General features: G+C 70.2%; 10 protein-coding genes (1 of these 10 running past the window's edge). 9 read left to right on the forward strand and 1 reads right to left on the reverse strand.

The window, feature by feature from the left end; translation table 11 throughout:
• Positions 1–6,905: the start of a non-ribosomal peptide synthetase gene (locus tag D7Y21_RS07365; RefSeq protein WP_158627248.1), read on the reverse strand. Its footprint begins 24,607 nt before the window's first position; only the first 6,905 of its 31,512 coding nucleotides appear in the window; it begins with the start codon at positions 6,903–6,905; the stop codon falls past the left edge of the window.
• A 316-nt stretch (positions 6,906–7,221) separates the two neighbouring features.
• Between D7Y21_RS07365 and D7Y21_RS07370 the strand changes: the two genes are divergently transcribed.
• The 9 genes from D7Y21_RS07370 to D7Y21_RS07410 all read left to right on the forward strand — a co-directional run bounded on the left by D7Y21_RS07370 (position 7,222) and on the right by D7Y21_RS07410 (position 18,898).
• Positions 7,222–8,823: an MBL fold metallo-hydrolase gene (locus tag D7Y21_RS07370; RefSeq protein WP_121712149.1), complete on the forward strand. Its 1,602-nt coding sequence runs from the start codon at positions 7,222–7,224 to the stop codon at positions 8,821–8,823.
• Positions 8,824–8,910: 87 nt separating this feature from the next.
• A complete protein-coding gene (locus D7Y21_RS07375) occupies positions 8,911–9,918 on the forward strand; it encodes a CPBP family intramembrane glutamic endopeptidase (protein ID WP_158627249.1) in 1,008 nt (335 codons plus the stop codon).
• Positions 9,919–9,996: 78 nt separating this feature from the next.
• On the forward strand, positions 9,997–10,476 hold the full coding sequence (locus D7Y21_RS07380; protein WP_120563043.1) for a hypothetical protein: 480 nt from the start codon (positions 9,997–9,999) through the stop codon (positions 10,474–10,476).
• A gap of 154 nt (positions 10,477–10,630) precedes the next feature.
• Positions 10,631–11,728: a 6-phosphofructokinase gene (locus D7Y21_RS07385; RefSeq protein ID WP_121712153.1), complete on the forward strand. Its 1,098-nt coding sequence runs from the start codon at positions 10,631–10,633 to the stop codon at positions 11,726–11,728.
• Between the two features lie 23 nt (positions 11,729–11,751).
• Positions 11,752–13,743, forward strand: coding sequence for a serine/threonine-protein kinase (locus D7Y21_RS07390; RefSeq protein WP_121712155.1), 1,992 nt, complete (start codon positions 11,752–11,754; stop codon positions 13,741–13,743).
• Complete coding sequence (locus D7Y21_RS07395; protein WP_121712156.1) at positions 13,740–14,738, forward strand: tetratricopeptide repeat protein; 999 nt, start codon at positions 13,740–13,742, stop codon at positions 14,736–14,738. Before D7Y21_RS07390 ends, D7Y21_RS07395 begins: the two co-directional genes overlap by 4 nt.
• A gap of 23 nt (positions 14,739–14,761) precedes the next feature.
• On the forward strand, positions 14,762–16,660 hold the full coding sequence (locus tag D7Y21_RS07400; RefSeq protein ID WP_121712158.1) for a sigma 54-interacting transcriptional regulator: 1,899 nt from the start codon (positions 14,762–14,764) through the stop codon (positions 16,658–16,660).
• A 19-nt stretch (positions 16,661–16,679) separates the two neighbouring features.
• Complete coding sequence (locus D7Y21_RS07405) at positions 16,680–17,264, forward strand: hypothetical protein (RefSeq protein ID WP_120563038.1); 585 nt, start codon at positions 16,680–16,682, stop codon at positions 17,262–17,264.
• A complete protein-coding gene (locus D7Y21_RS07410) occupies positions 17,261–18,898 on the forward strand; it encodes a carboxypeptidase regulatory-like domain-containing protein (protein ID WP_233612010.1) in 1,638 nt (545 codons plus the stop codon). Before D7Y21_RS07405 ends, D7Y21_RS07410 begins: the two co-directional genes overlap by 4 nt.
• Position 18,899: the final 1 nt, after the last annotated feature.

Here is an 18,899-nt window from a genome sequence, read left to right on the forward strand (position 1 = left end):
TACGCCGGATCCAACGGCACGTAGGCGCCACCCGCCTTCAGCACGCCCAGCAGCGCCACCACCATCCGTGCGGAGCGCTCCAGGCTCACACCCACCAGCATGTCCGGGCCCACGCCCATGCCACGCAGGTGATGCGCCAGCTGGTTCGACTGCGCCTCCAGCTGCGCGTACGTCAGCACCTCTCCGTCGAAGTAGACGGCCGCTGCATCCGGCGTGCGCGCAACCTGCGCCTCGAAGAGCGCCTGCATCGTCCCGGTCACCGGGGCCGGCAGGTCCGTCCCCGACACGTCCAGTAGCAGCGTCTGCTTCTCCTGCGCGCCCATCAGCGACAGGTCGAACACCTTCGCCATGGGCCGCACCGCCACGGACTCCAGCAGCACGCGCAGGTGCTCCGTCATCCGCTGCGCCGTCGCCGCCGTGAACAGGTCGGTATTGTACTCGAGCGTGCCTTCCAGCCCGCCCGCCGTCTCCGTGAGGAAGAGCGTCAGGTCGAACTTCGCCGACTTCGACTCCACCTCGTACGGCGACAGCTCCATGCCCGACAGCTTCAGGTGCGGCAGCACGTCCTGCTGCAGCGCGAACATCACCTGGAACAGCGGCGCGTGGCTCAGGCTGCGCTGAGGCTGGAGTTCTTCCACCAGCTTCTCGAACGGCACGTCCTGGTGCGCGTACGCACCCAGCGTCGTCTCACGCACCTGCTTGAGGAGCTGCTGGAAGCTCGGGTTGCCCGAGAGCTTCGTGCGCAGCACCAGCGTGTTGACGAAGAAGCCGATGAGCCCCTCCGTCTCCGCCTGCGTGCGGCCCGCGATGGGCGAACCCACCGAGATGTCGTCCTGGCCCGTGTAACGCGCCAGCAGCACCTGGAACGCCGCCAGCAGCAGCTGGTACGGCGTAACGCCTTCCTGCTTCGCCAGCGCGTTCAGCGAGCGGCTCAGGTCAGCGCCCAGCTTCACCGGCACCGTCGCTCCGCGGTACGTCTGCACCGCCGGACGCGCGAAGTCCGTCTGCAGCTCCAACATCGCCGGAGCCCCGGACAGCTGCTGCTTCCAGTAGCCGACCTGCTTCTCCAGCGCCCCGCCCAGCAGCCACTCCCGCTGCCACTGCGCGAAGTCCGCGTACTGCACCGCCAGCTCCGGCAACGGCATGGCGCGGCCCTGCGAGTGCGCCTCGTAGAGCGCGGCCATCTCGCGCACGAGCACGCCCATGGACCAACCGTCGGAGACGATGTGGTGCATCGTCACCAGCAGCACGTGCTTCGCTTCACCCAGCTTCAGCAACTGAGCGCGGAAGAGCGGACCCGTGCCCAGGTCGAACGGGCGCAGGGCCTCCTCGTTGACGCGGTGCTGGGTCTCCGTCTCGCGTGCCGCTTCGGCCACGGTCGACAGATCCACCACGGGCAGGTCCATTCGGCCCGCGGCGTGGATGATCTGCGCCGCCTGACCGTTGTCCTCACGGAACGTCGTGCGCAGCGACTCGTGCCGCGCGACGATCTCCTGGAGCGTCAGCCGCAGGGCTTCCACATCCAGCGGACCATCCAGACGCACCGCGCCCGGCACGTTGTAGAGCGCGCTCCCCTGCTCCAACCGGTCCAGGAACCACAGGCGCTGCTGCGCGAACGACAGGGGCAGCACGCCCTCACGCGACACCCGCTTCAGCGCCGGCAGGTTCGCGCCTTCCGCCTGCTGCTTCTTCCCGTCGACGAACGACGCGAGCGAAGCCACCGTGCTCAGCTCGAAGAGCGAACGCAGGGGGACCTCGACGCCGAAGGCCGTGCGCAGCCGGGAGACCAACTGCATCGCCAGCAGCGAGTGTCCGCCCAGCTCGAAGAACGAATCCTCCGCGCCCACGCGCTCCACACGTAGCAACTGCGCGAAGAGCGTCGCCACCTGCTCCTCCGTCGCCGTGCGCGGTGCCACGTACTGGCTCTGAGACTGGGCCTCCGGCACCGGCAGCGCCTTGCGGTCCACCTTCCCGTTCGGCGTCAGCGGCAGCGCGTTCAGCACCACGAACGCCGACGGCACCATGTACTCAGGCAGCCGCGACTTCAGGCCCTTGCGCAGCTCCGCCGTGTCGAGAGAGTCACCCGCCACGTACGCCACCAGGCGCTTGTCGCCGGGCACGTCCTCGCGCACCACCACCACGGACTCGCGCACTCCTGGCTGAGACGCCAGCGCCGACTCCACTTCACCCAGCTCGATGCGGAAGCCACGCACCTTCACCTGGAAGTCGATGCGGCCCAGGTACTCCAGTTCGCCCGTCGCCAGCCACCGCACACGGTCACCCGTGCGGTACATCCGCGCGCCCGGCTGCGCCGAGAACGGGTTCGGTACGAAGCGCTCCGCCGTCAGTGACGGCTTCGCCAGGTAACCACGCGCGAGGCCCGCGCCCGCGATGTACAGCTCGCCCGGCACGCCCTGCGGCACCGGACGCAGCCATGCATCCAGCACGTATGCACGCGAGCCCGTCAGCGGACGGCCAATCGTCGGCTCGCGCGCGCCGTCCTTCTCCACTCGCGAGTACGTCGAGTACGTCGTGTCTTCCGTCGGGCCGTAGAGGTTGTAGACGCCTTCGACGTTCTTCAGCCCGTACAGCGCCTGCGCCAGCCGGTTCAGCAGCGGCTCGCCCGCGAGGTTCACCGTGCGCACCGACTCCGGCACGCCCTGGCTGCGCACGAGCTCCGCCATCGCGGAGGGCACCGTGTTCACCAGCGTCACGCGGCCCGCGTCCTTCAGCGTCGGCAACGCCAGCGCGTTCTCCGCGACGATGACGGCACCACCGCTGACCAGCGGCGCGAAGACTTCGAACACGGACAGGTCGAAGTTCAGCGACGTCGCCGCCAGCACGCCCGTCAGCTGCTGCTTCGTGAACGCAGCCGTCGCCCAGTGCAGGAAGGCCACCACGCTGCGCTGCTCGATCGCCACGCCCTTCGGACGGCCCGTGGAGCCCGACGTGTACAGCACGTACGCCAGGTTCCCCAGGCGCGTGCTCGTCGCGACAGGCGTGGTCGGCTGCCGCGCGATCACGGACCAGTCCGTGTCCACGCAGACGGCCTTCGCGGAGTGCTCAGGCAGCACGCCCAGCAGCTTCTGCTGCGTCAGCAGCACCGGGGCCTGCGCGTCCTCCAGCATCCAGCCCAGACGCTCACTCGGATACGCCGGATCCAGCGGCACGTAGGCGCCGCCCGCCTTCAGCACGCCCAGCAGCGCCACCACCATCCGTGCGGAGCGCTCCAGGCTCACGCCCACCAGCGTGTCCGAGCCCACGCCCATGCCACGCAGGTGATGCGCCAACTGGTTCGCCTGCGCGTCCAGCTGCGCGTACGTCAGCACCTGCCCGTCGAAGTAGACGGCCGCCGCATCCGGCGTACGCACCGCCTGCGCCTCGAAGAGCGCCTGCATCGTCCCGCTCACCTGGGCCGACAGGTCCGTCCCCGACGTGTCCTTCAGCAGCGTCTGCTTCTCCTGCGCTCCCATCAGCGACAGGTCGGACAGCTTCGCGCCCGGATCCGTGAGCAGCGACTCCAGCAGCACCCGCAGGTGCTCCGTCATCCGGCGCGCTGTCTCCGCAGCAAACAGGTCCGTGTTGTACTCGAGCGTCCCATCCAGCCCGCCCGCCGTCTCCGTCAGGTAGAGCGTGAGGTCGAACTTCGCCGTCTTCGACTCCACCTCGTACGGCGACAGCTCCACGCCCGGCAGACGGAAGTGCGGCAGCACGTCCTGCTGCAACACGAACATCACCTGGAACAGCGGCGCGTGGCTCAGGCTGCGCTGCGGCTGGAGTTCCTCCACCAGCTTCTCGAACGGCACGTCCTGGTGCGCGTACGCACCCAGCGTCGTCTCCTTCACCTGGGCCAGCAGCGCGCGGAAGGACGGGTTGCCCTCCAGCTTCGTGCGCAGCACCAGCGTGTTGACGAAGAAGCCGATGAGGCCCTCCGTCTCCGCGCGCGAGCGGCCCGTGATGGGCGAACCGACCGAGATGTCCTCCTGCCCGCTGTAGCGCCCCAGCAACACCTGGAACGCCGCCAGGAGCAGCATGTACGGCGTGACGCCTTCCTTCTTCGCCAGCGCGCCCAGCGCCTTGCTCAGCTCCGCGCCCAGCTTCACCGGCACCGTCGCGCCGCGGTACGTCTGTGCCGCCGGACGCGCGAAGTCCGTCGGCAGCTCCAGCACGGCGGGCGCTCCGGACAGCCGCTGCTTCCAGTAGCCGACCTGCTTCTCCAGCACGCCGCCCAGCAGCCACTCCCGCTGCCACTGCGCGAAGTCCGCGTACTGCACGCGCAGCTCCTGCAGCGGAGAACCCCGCCCGCCACGGAACGCGTCGTAGAGCGCGGCGACCTCACGCACGAGCACGCCCATGGACCAGCCGTCGGAGACGATGTGGTGCATCGTCACCAGCAGCACGTGCTTCGCTTCACCCAGCTTGAGCAACCGCGCGCGCACCAGCGGACCCGCGCCCAGGTCGAACGGGCGCACGGCCTCTTCATCCACGCAGCGCCGCGCCTCCGCCTCGCGCGACGCCTCCGGGAAGCCCGTCAGGTCCACCACCGGCAGCTCGAAGGCCTTCGCCGGGTGGATGAGCTGCACCGCCTCGCCGTTCTCCTCGCGGAACGTCGTGCGCAGCGACTCGTGCCGGCGGACGATCTCCTCCAGGCTCCGCCGCAGCGATTCGGCGTCCAGCGCGCCGTCCAGCCGCACCGCGCCCGGGATGATGTAGAGCGCGCTGCCCTGCTCCAGCCGGTCCAGGAACCACAGGCGCTGCTGCGCGAACGACAGCGGCTGCGTGGCCCCTCGCGGCCGGGGCGCGAGCACCGCCGCCTTCGGCTCCTGCTTCGAAGCCGTGATGCGCTTCGCCAGCTCCACCAGGCTCGGCCCCTGGAGCAGCAGCTCCATGGGCAGCGCGATCCCCAGCCCCTTCTCCACCGCGTGCGCCAGCTCCACCGCGCTCAGCGAATCCAGGCCGTAGCGCGTGATGGGCTCACGCACGTCCACAGTCTTCGCCGGCATCTTCAGCTGCTCCGCCACGCGATCCACCAGCCACGTCAGCGTGGCCCGCGCGGCCTCCGGCACGTCCTCACGCACTGGCGCCGCGGCGGGCTCCGAGGACTCGGCGGATTCCGTCTCCTCCGCCTCCTCGAACCCCGGCTCGCGCCACACCAGCACCGTGCGCAGCTCGTCCGCGAGGAACTGCGCCTTGCACGCGTGCCGCTGGATCTTCCCGCTGGAGGTCTTCGGGATGCTGCCGGGCTCGATCAGCGCCACGGCGTGCACCTGCACCTCGTGGCGCTCGGCGACGCGCTGGCGGATCTCCTTCACCGCCGCCTCCGCCATGTCCACCTGCTTGCGCAGGTTGCCCGCCTTGCGCAGGTCGATCTCCTGCACCACCACCAGGCGCTCCTCGCCCGCCACCTCCAGCGACACCGCCGCGACGCTGCCGGCGCGCAGCGCGGGGTGGCTCTCCTCCACCGTCTGCTCGATGTCCTGCGGGTAGTGGTTGCGGCCGCGGATGATGATCAGGTCCTTGGCCCGGCCGGTGACGTACAGCTCGCCGTCCCGCATGAAGCCCAGGTCCCCCGTGCGCAGGAACGGGCCTTCGTCCGTGCCCTTCACGCGCGCCTGGAACGCCTCCGCCGTCGCCTCCGGCTTGTTCCAGTAACCCAGCGCCACGCTGGGGCCGCGCACCCAGATCTCTCCCACGCCGCCGGGCGCGCACGCCTCGCGCGTCTGGGGATCCACGATGACCACGGGGTGTCCCGGCCGCTCATCGCCGCAGCCCACCAGGACACGCGCCTCCGGCTTCGCCTCGTCCACCAGCACCGCCCGGCGCTGCTCCAACGCCGGAGCATCCAGCGCGCAGCGCACCGGCGGCGCCTCCACGCGCCCGCCCGACACCAGCAGCGTCGCCTCCGCCAGGCCGTAGCACGGGAAGAAGAACTCACGCTTGAAGCCGTGCGGCCCGAAGGCCTGCTCGAAGCGGTCCAGCGTCGCCGGACGGATGGGCTCCGCGCCGGTGAACGCCACCTTCCACGAGCTCAGGTCCAGCGACTGCCGCTCCTCCGCCGGGATGCGCCGCACGCACAGGTCGAACGCGAAGTTCGGCCCGCCGCTGATGGTGGCCTTGTAGCGGGTGACGGCCTCCAGCCACACGCGCGGGTTCTTGAGCATCGTCAGCGGCGACATCAGCGCCGCGTGGAACGTCGCGTACAGCGGCGTGAGGATGCCGCCGATGAGCCCCATGTCGTGGTACGGCGGCAGCCAGATGACGGCCGAACTGCTGGGGCCCAGCTCGAACGCGTCCGTGATCAGCGCCAGGTTGTGCGCCAGGTTGCCGTGGCTCAGCATCACGCCCTTGGGCGAGCCCGTGGACCCCGACGTGTACTGGAGGAACGCCAGCGTCGACGCGTCCACCGCCGGCGGCGTCCACTCCGCTTCCCCACCCGCCGGGATCTCGTCCGTCCCCACCCAGTGCAGCGAGCGCAGATCCGGAGCCTGCTCGAAGACGAACTCCGTCATGGACAGGATGCCGGACGTGGTGAGCACCACCGTCGCGTTCGCGTCCTGGATGATCGCCCGCAGGCGCGGCAGCGTCCGCTCCAGCCGCATCGGATCCGGCGGATACGCCGGCACCGCGATGAGCCCCGCGTAGAGGCACCCGAAGAACCCCGCCACGTACTCCAGGCCGGGCGGATACAGCAGCATCACGCGCTCGCCCGGCTTCGCCACCTTGCGCAGCGCCACCGCGATCCGCCGCGCCCTTGCGTCCAGTCCCGCGTAGCTCAGCGTTCCGTCTTCCTGACCCGCGTCATCCAGGAAGGTGTACAGCGGTTGTTCGGACCGCGACTCGGCCCGGCTCCGCAAGATTTCGACGAGGGTGGAATTCGAGGGCGTCAGCTCAGGGGAACGCGGCAAGGAAGAACCCATGTGGAAGGCCGGAGAACACCGCAAAGGCTTCAGTGGGCCGACTTCCTGTGCGACGCACACTCACGATGTGAGTGACACAGGCACCCTTGCAATGTGTCCGGGGGAGCAGAACTGGATACGAGAATACCACTACGGCTGGGTTCTACCGAACTTGAACAAATTGCTCGAATCGCTCACATTCGCTCGTCAGCCCTGCTTCCTGGTCTTCTGCACTCACCCCGCCCTTCCTTGACTCCGCGAGTTCCCTTCCCGGAACCGCCGTGAATCGAGTCCGGGTGCGGGTGCCTCCTCGCGATCGCCCACCATGACTGCTCCTCTGTATCGCCTCGCGGATGCCACTCTCGTCGAACCGCTCGTCCAGGACTTCCAGGCCTGGTGGATGACGGTGGCGCCCATGCCCGCGAGCCTGCATCTGCAGGCCTACCTGCTGCCGCTGCTGAAGGCCTACCTGCAGACGCCGGACTTCCACGCGAAGGCGGCGAAGGATCCGGAGCTGAGCGGCAGCTCCTTCGTGGGCATCGCGCCGGAGCGCGCGGAAGAGGTGCGGGCGCTCATGCAGCGGATGACCACCGCGCAGGAGGACAACATCAAGCTGGCGGAGGCGTTCGACGAGTTCCAGACGCAGCTGCTGGCGGAGGCCAAGGGCCAGTCCCTGGAGCCGCTGTACGCGCGGCTGCCGGAGCCGCTCAAGGGCGTGGTGGAGCTGGTGTACGACTACGTGAACCGCCCGTCGATGCGCGTGCACGAAGGCCTGCTGTACCGCGGCCGCCACCACAAGACGGAGCTCCAGTCGATGCGGCTCCGCCGCCTGAAGGCGGACGCGGAGCGCGACTCGCTGCTCACCACGCCGCGCCTGATGGAGGCGGGGCAGCTGGACTGGAAGGTGCCGTTCCACGACGAGCGCCTGGACAAGCTGTTCAGCCTGGACGTGGAGCCCAAGCCGCTGGAGTGGATCCGCGACCTGCTGGGCGACGCCGTGAAGTCCGACGCGGACCTGATGCCCCTGCTCACGGAGGCGCCGCAGACCCTTCCCGAGACCTGGAACGGGCCGGGGGTGCGCATCCGCTACGTGGGCCACGCGTGCGTGCTGGTGGAGTGGAAGGGCACGTCCATCCTCATCGACGCGGTGGTGCCGGTGCGGCCGGAGAAGATGGGCCCGCTGGCGCGCATGTCCTTCGCGGACCTGCCCCGCCGCATCGACTACGTGGTCATCACCCACAGCCACCCGGATCACCTGGACATCGAAACGCTGCTGCGCCTGCGCCACCGCATCGGCACGCTGATGGTGCCGCGCTCGAGCGGCGCCCTGGCGGGTGACTACTCGCCCCGGCTGTTGGGCAAGGCGCTCGGCTTCAAGAACGTGCTGGAGCCCTACTTCTACGAATCCCTGCCCATCCCGGACGGGGAGATCATCGCCGCGCCGTTCATGGGCGAGCACGGCGACGTGGCCCACGCCAAGACGGCGTGGATCATCCGCACCGGCGAGGAGCGCCTGTTCTTCGCCGCCGACTCCATGTGCGTGGACGAGACGACGTACCGCGACCTGCGCAGCACGGTGGGCGATCTGCACACGGTCTTCATGAACACGGAGATCGTCGGCGCGCCGCACACGTGGATGCTGGAGGGCTTCTTCCCCAAGAAGCGCGACCGCAAGCTGGAGAAGAACCGCCGCTGCCGCGGCAGCAACTCCACCGAAGGCCTGCGCCTGCTGGAGCTCGTGGGCGCGAAGCGGATCTTCAACTACGCCATGGGCCTGGAGCCCTGGATGGAGCACATCATCGGGCCCGCCGCCACGCCGGAGACGCCCCGCATGAAGGAGTCTGATCTGCTGCTCTCCACCGCCCGCGAGCGCGGCCTCCAGGCCGAACGACTCGAGGGCGCGCGAGAGGTCCACCTCAAGGGCTGAAGGCGCACGCGGGTGCAGGGCGGCTTGTCCGCCCTCCCTTCGTACGTAGGGCTCGACGGCATGAGCCCAACCGGTATGCTCCGGAACATGAGGAATCCCCGGAAAGAAACCCTCACGTTCATCGCGGTGACGCTCGCGGTGAGCTGGACGATGGCGGTGCTGTTCATCACGGGCGGCGAGAAGTCCGTGTGGCTGATGCGCTGGATGATGTGCGTGCCCGGCATCGTGGGCCTCGCGTGCTCCTGGTTCTTCCGTCGCGAGCCGCCCTCCGCGGTGGGCTTCTCCTTCCCCGGCTGGAAGTGGTGGTTCCTGGGGCTGGCGCTGCCGCTGGCGTACGGCGCCGTCATCGCGCCGCTGGCCTACGCGATCCGGTTCGCCACGGGGGACGCGTCCTTCATCACGTACCAGCCGGAGCTGCTCAAGGGTCCATTCGGGGTCACGGGCGTGGCGACGGTGCCGGTGATGATCCTCCTGTTCTGGGCGCTGACGGTGACGTGGTGGCTGGCCGCCGCGTCCGTGCGCTGGCGCTGGGTGGAGAAGCTGGGCGCGAAGCTGCCCGAGCGCTGGCGCTGGCTGCGCTACGGCCTGGCCGCACTGGTGTGGGGGCCCGTCGTGGGCTTCGGCGTCCCCAGTGAGCTGGGTGAGGAGGTGGGCTGGCGCGGGACGCTGGTGCGCTGGTGGATGCACCGGCCGGCGCTGGCCGCGGCCATCACCATGCCGGTGTGGGCCGCGTTCCACCTGCCCCTCATCTTCTCCTCCACGCAGCGCGGGCACGTGGGGCAGAACGTGACGTTCCTCGTGTCCATCGCCGTGGCCGCGGTGGTGTTCGCGCAGCTCTACATGGCGTCGCGCTCCATCTGGCCGCCCGCCCTCTTCCACATCAGCTGGAACATCATCAACCCGCTGCTCTTCGGCAGCGTCTACAACGGCCGGCCGGGGCTCTTCGGCGGTCAGGTCTGGGTCTTCAACGGCGAGGGCGTCTTCGGGCTCGTGCTCCACGGACTGGTGGCCGTGTGGCTCTTCCGCCACTGGAAGCGGAGCGCCCGGAGCACGGAAAGCACGGTATTGCCGGAGTCCTCCGCGACGCCCGCCTGAGAGGCCTTGCGGCCCGCCGAGCGCAGGCTTTTCCGCATGTGACATCCCGGGTGGGCAACAGTTACTCTCCCGCGCGAGATGACCCCTGCCGTCCGGGCCGACATGGAAGCACGTGCCGACCGCGCCTTGCGCCGGGGCGAGCTGGCGGAGGCGTTCGAGCTCTTCGAGCACCTCCTCGCCGCCTTTCCGCGCGAGGAAGCCCTGGCCGCCAGGCTGGCCCAGCTGCGCGACAGCCTCCAGCCGGAGGAGCTGCAGCACCTGAAGAACCGCGTGCGCGAACCCCAGCGCCTCCCGCTGGGCCCTCCCTCCCCCATGCAGGAGGGCGAGCGGCTCTTCACGTTGGGTGACTACGTGGGCGCCGCCGCCGCGTACCGCCGGGCCCTTCAGGAGCGCCCCGGCAACGAGCTGGTGCTGGAGCGGTTGGAAGAGCTGTACCGGATGGCCCGCGAGATGCCCGTGCAGTCCCCCACGGACCGGGCCCTTCCCGCGCAGAAGGAGGATCGCCTCCAGGCCCTCCTGGACCGGCTGGCCTCCCGGCGTCGCCTCAAGCGCGACTGAGGGGTCGCCCCCGCGTCCCTCCAAGCGCGGATCCGACGCAACCGCTGATTCGTGCGTTGCACCCCCCTGGGGTGGCACCTACAATCCGCACCGACGTTGCTGTCATAGTGTCGCCCGTTCCCACTGACACCCGCGTCCGACTTTCATCTTTCCTATGGCTCGACCTCTTCGACTCGGCGTCCTCACCGGCGGTGGTGATTGTCCGGGACTCAATGCGCTCATCCGTGGCCTCGTCCGTCGAGGCGTGCACGAGTTCGGCCACTCGTTCGTCGGCATCGAGAACGGCTACATGGGCCTGGTGGAGCCGGAGCTCGTCCGCCCGCTCGGTGTGGAGGACACGCGCGGCATCCTTCCCAAGGGCGGCACCATCCTCGGTACGTCCAACAAGGCGAACCCGTTCGCCTACCCGGTGCGTGAGGGCTCGGGCTGGGGGGTGCGGGACGTGTCGGATCAGGTCCTGCGCCGCTGCGAGGAATTGCGGCTGGACGGCCTGGTCGCCATTGGCGGGGACGGCACGCTGTCCATCGCGCACCAGTTGGCGGAGAAGGGCCTGAAGGTCGTCGGGTGTCCGAAGACCATCGACAACGACTTGTCCGGCACGGACCAGACGTTCGGGTTCGACACCGCGCGGCTCATCGTCACGGAGGCGCTGGATCGGCTGCACTCCACCGCGGAGGCGCATGACCGCGTGATGGTGGTGGAGATCATGGGCCGCCACGCGGGCTTCCTCACGCTGGAGAGCGGCATCGCCGGCGGCGCGGACCTCATCCTCATCCCGGAGATTCCGTACCGCGTGGAGTCCATGCTGGAGACGCTGAAGCGGCGGGCCACGCGGCGGCGCAGCTTCTCCATCATCGCGATCTCGGAGGGCGCGTATCCGGAGGGCGGCGCGCTGTCCGTGCTGGCGGAGGCCGCGGACATCCCGGGCCGGGGCGTGGTGCGGCTGGGCGGCTCCGGCAAGGTGTGCGCGGATCTGCTGGCGAGCCACATCGAGGCGGAGATCCGCGTGACGGTGCTGGGCCACCTGCAGCGCGGCGGCAGCCCGAGCGCGGCGGACCGGGTGCTGGCCACGCGCTACGGGTGCAAGGTGCTGGACCTGGTGCGGGACGGACAGTGGGGGCACATGGTGGCGCTCCGGAACAACGAGGTCATCCCCGTGCCGCTGAGTGAGTCTCGCAAGGAGCGACGCGTGGACGTCCAGGGGGACCTGGTGCGGTTCGCGCGGAGCATGGGCATCGGGTTCGGGGACTGAGGGGAGAGCGCGCACCGCACGCCATGACGCTCGTCGGCCGCCATATCGGTCGCTATCGCATCCTGGAGGAGCTGGGCTCCGGGGGCATGAGCGTCGTGTACAAGGGCCTGGACACGGCCCTGGACCGCGAGGTCGCGGTGAAGGTGCTGCACCCGCACCTGGCCGGCAAGGACGAGTCGCGGCGGCGCCTGGCGCGCGAGGCCCGCGCGGTGGCGAAGCTGCACCACCCCAACATCCTGGAGGTGTTCGACTTCTCCTCGGCGGAGGCGCACGACGCCTTCATCGTCACGGAGTACATCCGGGGCCGGACGCTCAAGACGTACCTGGACGAAGGCCCGCTGGAGCCGCCGGAGCTGGCGGCGATGATCATCCACGAGCTGGCGGCGGCGCTGGCGCACGCGCACGAGGCGGGCGTCATCCACCGCGACCTGAAGCCGGAGAACGTCATGGTGCGCGAGGACGGGGTCCTCAAGCTCATGGACTTCGGCATCGCGCGGCTCCTGGACATCGAGGACCGGATGACGGTGACGGGCGCCCTGGTGGGCTCTCCCGCGCACATGTCGCCGGAGATCATCGAGGGCCTGGAGGCCGGGCCGGAGGCGGACGTCTTCAGCCTGGGGATCATGTTCTACGCGCTGATGACGGGCCGTCTGCCCTTCACCGCGTCGAACACCACGGCGACGCTCAAGCGCATCCTGGATGGGGCGTATGAGGACCCGCGCCGCCGCGTGCCCGCGCTTTCGGACGAGCTGGCGGAGATCTGCGCGACGTGCCTCCAGCGCGACCCGGCGCGGCGCTACCCCAACGCGGGGAAGCTGCGCGACGCGCTGGCGGATGCGCTCGCGGGGCTGGGCTTCTCCCGCGTGGGCGAGGAGCTGATTTCGTTCTTCGCGGATCCGCCGTCGTACCAGCGGCTCGCGCGCCAGCGCATCGTCGCGGCGCTGCTGGAGCGCGGGGAGCGGCAGCTCGCGGAGAAGCGGACACCGCGCGCGCTGGCGTGCCTCAACCACGTGCTCGCGCTGGACGCGACGAATGAACGGGCGCTGGGGTTGCTCAAGGGCATCCAGCGTCAGCAGCGGCGGCGCACGTGGCGCAGGCGCGGCCTCCGCGTGGGCATCGCGGCGGGCGTGGCGCTCGCGTTGGGGCTGGGCGGCTGGCAGGTGCACCGGATGAACGCGAGCGCGCCCGAGACGCCGAAGGTGCAAACGGTGGATCCGCGCGCCGAGGGCTCGAAGGCGCCGGGTTCCCAGCCCACGGCTGGCGGCTCGCAGGGCACGGGTGGCACGACGGGCACGCAAGGCGCGGGCGCGGTCCACGGCGCGCAGGGCACGGGTGGCACGACAGGTTCGCCTGACGGCACGGGCACCCCTCAGGGCGTGCAGGCCACGGGCTCGCGTCCCAATGGCGCGCAGGGCCCGGGCACGCCCGGCCGAGACGCGCTCCTGCCTCCCACCGACACCAACCCTCGCGTCCCCTCCCCTCCGGATCGCGCGCCCTCGCGCCCCGCGGTGGTCGCAAGCCTCGACCCGCAGGACGACTCCAAGTCCACACGCGCGGGGAAAATCCCCGTGTCCATCCTCGTGCGCCCCTACGGCTCCATCCGCGTGGACGGCGGCCCCGCCGGCGCGCAGCAGCTCGCGCAGCACGACGTGCACCTGTCCCCGGGCGAGCACACCGTCACCGTCTCCTGCGGCTACTGCGAGGACGCCACGGAGACCATCGACGTGAAGCCGGACCGCGAGAACGTCTTCCGCCTGCGCGCCCTGCTGAAGGCCTCGCAGCTGTCCATGGACTACCAGCCGCCGGACGCCACCGTGCGCGTGGGCGACGTGGAGCGCACCGCGAACGACAGCCTCCAGCACCCCTTCGACATCCGCTCCCCTCGCGGCCCCGCCAGCTTCCAGCACCGCGTGGAGGTGGAGATCTCCTCCCCCGGCTACAAGACGGAGAAGCGCGTCGTCCTGCTGGAGCCCGGCAAGCCCACCACCCTGCGCGGGAGCCTGGCGCCCGAATGAGCCGCGGCCCGCTGCTTCTCGTGTTCCTCCTGCTGGCCGCCCTGCTCGGCCCCGCGTCCGCGCGCGCCCAGACGCCCATGGGCGCGGATCCGGAGGTCGCCGCGCTGCGCTCGTCGTTCGAATACGGCAAGTACGCGGAGGTGCTGGAGCGCGCCGGCCAGCGCATCGACCGGGGCGACCTGCCGGAAGAGGACCTGGTGGAGCTGCACAAGCTCGCGGGCCTGTCCGCCTTCAACCTCAACAAGACGGACGAAGCCGAACGCCACCTGCGCGCCGTGCTCCGGCTGGATCCCGACTTCAGCCTGGACCCCTTCGTCGTCCCGCCCCCGGCCGTCGCCTACTTCGAGGACCTCAAGAACCAGATGTCCGGCGAGCGCGAGTTCCTCCGCCAGGAGCAGCGCCTGCGCCTGGAGCGCGAGAAGACCGAACAGGAGCGCCGGGAGCAGGAGCGCGTCGCCCTGGAGACGCAGCGCCGCCGCGCGGAGGAGCTGGCCCGCCAGGTCACCGTGCGCACCGTGGAGAAGCGCAACTTCCTGGTCAACTTCGTCCCCTTCGGCGCCGGCCAGTTCCAGCAGGGCCGCAACGGCATGGGCATCGCCTTCGCCGCCACGGAGGGCGTGCTGGCCATCACCAGCATCATCGCGTTCTTCGCGTACGACTCGCTCTTCGAGGAGCGGCTCATCAACCTGGACAACGTGCTGGACGAGGACGGCCGCGCGTCCATTCCGGTGCGCTACATCCCCACGGACCGCGCCCGGCAGGCGGACACCTGGCAGCTGCTCAAGCTCGCGTCCGCCACCGGCTTCTACACCGTCTACACCCTGGGCGTGGTGGACGCCGTCTACCACCACGAGGACCAGGTGGTGACCAGTACCACCGTCGAGTCCCGCCCCGAACCGAAGCCCTCTCCCTCCGTCTCCCAGGCCGCGCCGCCGCGCGTGCGGCTGTACTCCACCAAGGGTGGGCTGGGCGCCGGCTTCACCCTCACGTTCTAGCCCCAAGAACCCAAAGTCCGCCCATGGCCAGCCTCACCGTCCGCACCCCCGATGGAAAGGTCCGCACGGTCTCCCTGCTCAAGCGCATCACCAGCCTGGGGCGGGGATCCGACAACGACGTGCCGCTGGAGGACGCCAACGTCCCCGCCAACGCCCTGCACGTCACCTTCGACGGCACCCGCTACGAAGTGGGCAGCCTGGGCGCCACCTTCCACGTCAACGGCAAGCGCCGCGACAACCACGCGCTCTCCACCGGAGACGTGGTCAAGGTCGGCGGCACCGAGCTGACCTTCTCCCGCGAGGACGCCCCCCGCGAGCCCGTGCGCCGCGAGGTGCCCGAGCGCGAGGTGTCCCTGCCCTCCGCCGCCACGGCCTCGTCGGACTCGCACACGGCGGAGCTGCCCGGCGTGGTGGGCCGCGAGCTGGTTCTGCTCAAGCGGCTCACCGCGTTCAGTGAGCGGCTCTTCGGCAGCTACGACGTGGACCGCATCCTGGAGAGCCTGCTGGACGAGGCCATCGAGGTCACCCGCGCCGACAAGGGCTTCCTCATCCTGATGGAGAGCGGCGAGCCTCGCGTGAAGGCCGCGCGCAACGTGGCCCGGGAGAACATCGAGGACGCGGTGGAGAAGCTGTCCGACTCCATCATCGCCAAGGTGGTGAAGGACCAGAAGGCCATCATCGTCGCGGACGCGCTGGACACGCCGGAGTTCAAGGCCAGCGAGTCCGTGGTGAACCTCAAGGTCCACTCCGTCATGTGCGTGCCGGTGATGCACAAGGGCGACCTGTTCGGCGTGCTCTACGTGGGCAACGACCGGCTGGTGAACCGCTTCGAGCCCAAGAGCATGGACATGCTCACCGTGTTCGCGGCGCAGGCGTCGCTGCTCCTGCAGAACGCGCTGCTCGTGAACGACCTGAAGCTCGACAACACGGAGCTGCGCCGCAAGCTGGAGGACCAGCGCTACGGCGACATCGTGGGCGCGTGCCAGGGCATGCGGGACGTGTACAAGCGCATCGACAAGATCGCGCCCACGGACATCTCCGTGCTGATTACGGGCGAGACGGGCACGGGCAAGGAGCTCATCGCCCGGGAGATCCACCGCCGCTCGCCGCGCACCAAGGGCCCGTTCATCACGGTGAACTGCGGCGCCATCCCGGAGAACCTGCTGGAGAGCGAGCTGTTCGGCCACGCCAAGGGCGCCTTCACCGGCGCGGTGGCCACGCGGCCCGGCAAGTTCCAGGCGGCCATCGGCGGCACGCTCTTCCTGGACGAAATCGGCGAGATGCCGCTCCAGCTCCAGGTGAAGCTGCTTCGCGCGCTCCAGGACAAGATCGTCTACAAGGTCGGCGAGAACCGCGGCGAACCGGTGGACATCCGCGTGGTGGCCGCGACGAACAAGATCCTCGAAGAAGAGGTGAAGCGGAACGCGTTCCGCGAGGACCTCTACTACCGGCTCAACGTCGTCACCGTGAAGCTGCCGCCCCTGCGCGAGCGCGGCGAGGACGTCATCGTCCTGGGCCGCTTCTTCCTCCAGAAGTACGCGCGCGAGTTCAACTCCAAGGCGCGCGGCTTCACGCCCGCCGCCGCCGTGTCCATGAAGAAGTACGGCTGGCCGGGCAACATCCGCGAGCTGGAGAACCGCCTGAAGAAGGCGGTGGTGCTGGCGGACAAGCCGCTCTTGGGCGCGGACGACCTGGACCTCAAGCCGGAGAACCTGGAGCCCATCATGCCGCTGCTCCAGGCCAAGGAAGAGTTCCAGAAGCGTTACATCAACGAGGTCCTGGCCCGGAACAACGGTAACCGCACCAAGACGGCCAAGGACCTGGGCGTGGACCCCCGCACCATCTTCCGCCACCTGGAGAAGCTGGAGGCGGAGAAGACGGGCGGTCCGCTTCCTCCCGAGGAGAACGAGGAACTGCTATAGCGTTCCCCCAAGCCACGCCATGCACCGTCACGCGACGCGACAGTCCCGGGGCATCCTCCAGCCGCTGGTGACGGCCCTGGGGCTCGCGGCGCTCGCGACGGGCTCCGGGTGCCTCATCCCGCAGGAAGTGGCGCTGCTGGAGAGCTTGCCCCAGTTCAGGAACCGGCCGCCGCGCATCCTGGAGGAGCAGGTGGAGCCCTCCGAGCGCATCCTGCGCGCCTTCGGCGTGGGCAGCTGCATCCAGGACTTCAACGTGGTGGTGGAGGACCTGGACGTCGACGACCGCATCACCGTGGAGTGGTACGTGGACTACAACCCGTCCAACCCCACGGGCTACTACCGGCAGATCGTCCTCGCCAACACCGGCCAGCCGCGCCGTGACGACCGCGGCACGCTGCGCATGGACCTGCGCTCGGCCAACAACCCGCTGGCCCCGCCGGGCATCCACCTGGTGGAGGCGTTCGTCACCGACCGGCACCTCACCAACCGCCAGCCGGATCCACCGGACGAGGTCATCCTCGCGGACGGCGGCGTGGTGAAGAACCCGGGCTTCGTCACCTCGTACTCGTGGGTGGTGAACACGGTGGCGGGGGACTGCCAGTGAGGCGCGCGCTCCGGGCCCTGGCGCTGGCGCTCGGGCTGACCGGGGCCGGGTGCGGCTTCCTGGAGGACGAGCCTCCCCCGGAGCAGCTCGTGTGCCGCTCCGACGCGGAGTGCGCCGCCGGCCAGGTGTGCTTCGTGGACGGCTGCGGCAACCCCGGCGGCGACATCGTCGTGGAGGTGCAGCCCCATCCCAAGGCGGGCCTGCTCGCGCAGGACTTCCCGGTGGACCGGCTGCGGGCGGAGCAGAACCTGGAGCTCTTCAGCCCCGTGCGCCTGATGGGCACCGTCACGCGCGGCACCACCGCCACGGCGGACGGCGGCACGGCCCCCATGCCCTACCGCGCCCCCATCCACCTGCTGGCCACGGGCGACAGCCGCCTCATCCCCGGCGTGGCGCGGCGCTATGAGACGACGCTCACCCCGGACGACGGCGCGTGGGTGCTGCCCGTGGGCAGTGGCAGGTACACCGTGACGCTCACGCCGGTGGACCCGGCCCTGCCACCGCTGTCGCGCGACGCCTTCGTGGATCCCTCGTCGGGCGGCATGGTGGCCTTCGACCTGCCCACCGGCTCGCGCGTGGTGACGCTGACGGGGACGCTGGTGCTCCAGGGTTCGAAGCAGGTGGACGCGGACATGGAGGTGCAGGTGCTGGATGAGTCGCTGCGCCCGCTGTCCCAACGCGCCCGCGTGACCCGCGGCACGGGCGCGTTCCAACTGGTGCTGAGCGCGGAGGACGCCGCGCGCGCCACGGTGCTCCTGCGCGCGACCCCCGTGAACGCCGGGGACCTGGTGCCCTGGAAGACCTTCGTGGTGGAGCCGTCCACCGCCCTCCCCGCTCCGCTGGAGCTGGGAGACCCCGGCGCGTCCGTGAAGGTGGAGGGCCGCGTGCTGGAGATGGACGGCCAGACGCCCATGGCCGGCGCGCGCGTGTCGCTCCAGGGCCGCGTGGCCGGCGGAGGCACCTTCAAGGGCGTGCCGGTGCTGACGGACGCGCAGGGGCGCTACCAGCTCACGTCCCTGCCCGGCGTCACGGAGTTCCCGCTCACGCTGGTCATCGTCCCGCCGCCCAGCTCGCTCTCGCGCCTGACGCCCCAGCAGGTGACGGTGGCGGCGGTGGACACGGTGCTGCCGGACGTGACGTGCCCGGAGCGCATGACGGTGGTGGGCAGCGTGAAGAACCCGGAGGGCACCGGCCCCGCGTCGGGCGTGCGCGTCGTGGCGGAGCCGGTGGGGGCCCTGGAAGGCTATCCGCAGCCGCCCCTGGGCTTCGAGTCGCCCCTCACCACCAGCAGCGACGGCAACTTCTCGCTGGCCCTGGATCCGGGCGAGTACCGGCTGGACTTCCTGCCCGGGGAGAACCTGCCGCGCGTCAGCCGCTTCGTCACCGTGCCGGCCGGCACCGCCGGGTCAGACGTGATGACCCTGGCCGCCTTCACGCTGTCACGAGGCCGTTCGTTGAGCGGCCGCATCACCCTGCCCCCGGACCCGGCGCTGGCCCCGGACGGCATCGCGGCGAACGCGTCCGTGCGCTTCTTCCGCGTGGTGACGGTGGGGGGACGGCCGGAGTCCATCCTGCTGGCGCAGACGGTGTCCGACAGCACGGGGCGCTACTCCACCGTGCTGCCCACGCGCTGAA

Origin of the sequence: Corallococcus sp. AB045, from assembly GCF_003668895.1 — a bacterium.
GTDB classification, from domain to species: Bacteria; Myxococcota; Myxococcia; order Myxococcales; family Myxococcaceae; genus Corallococcus; species Corallococcus coralloides.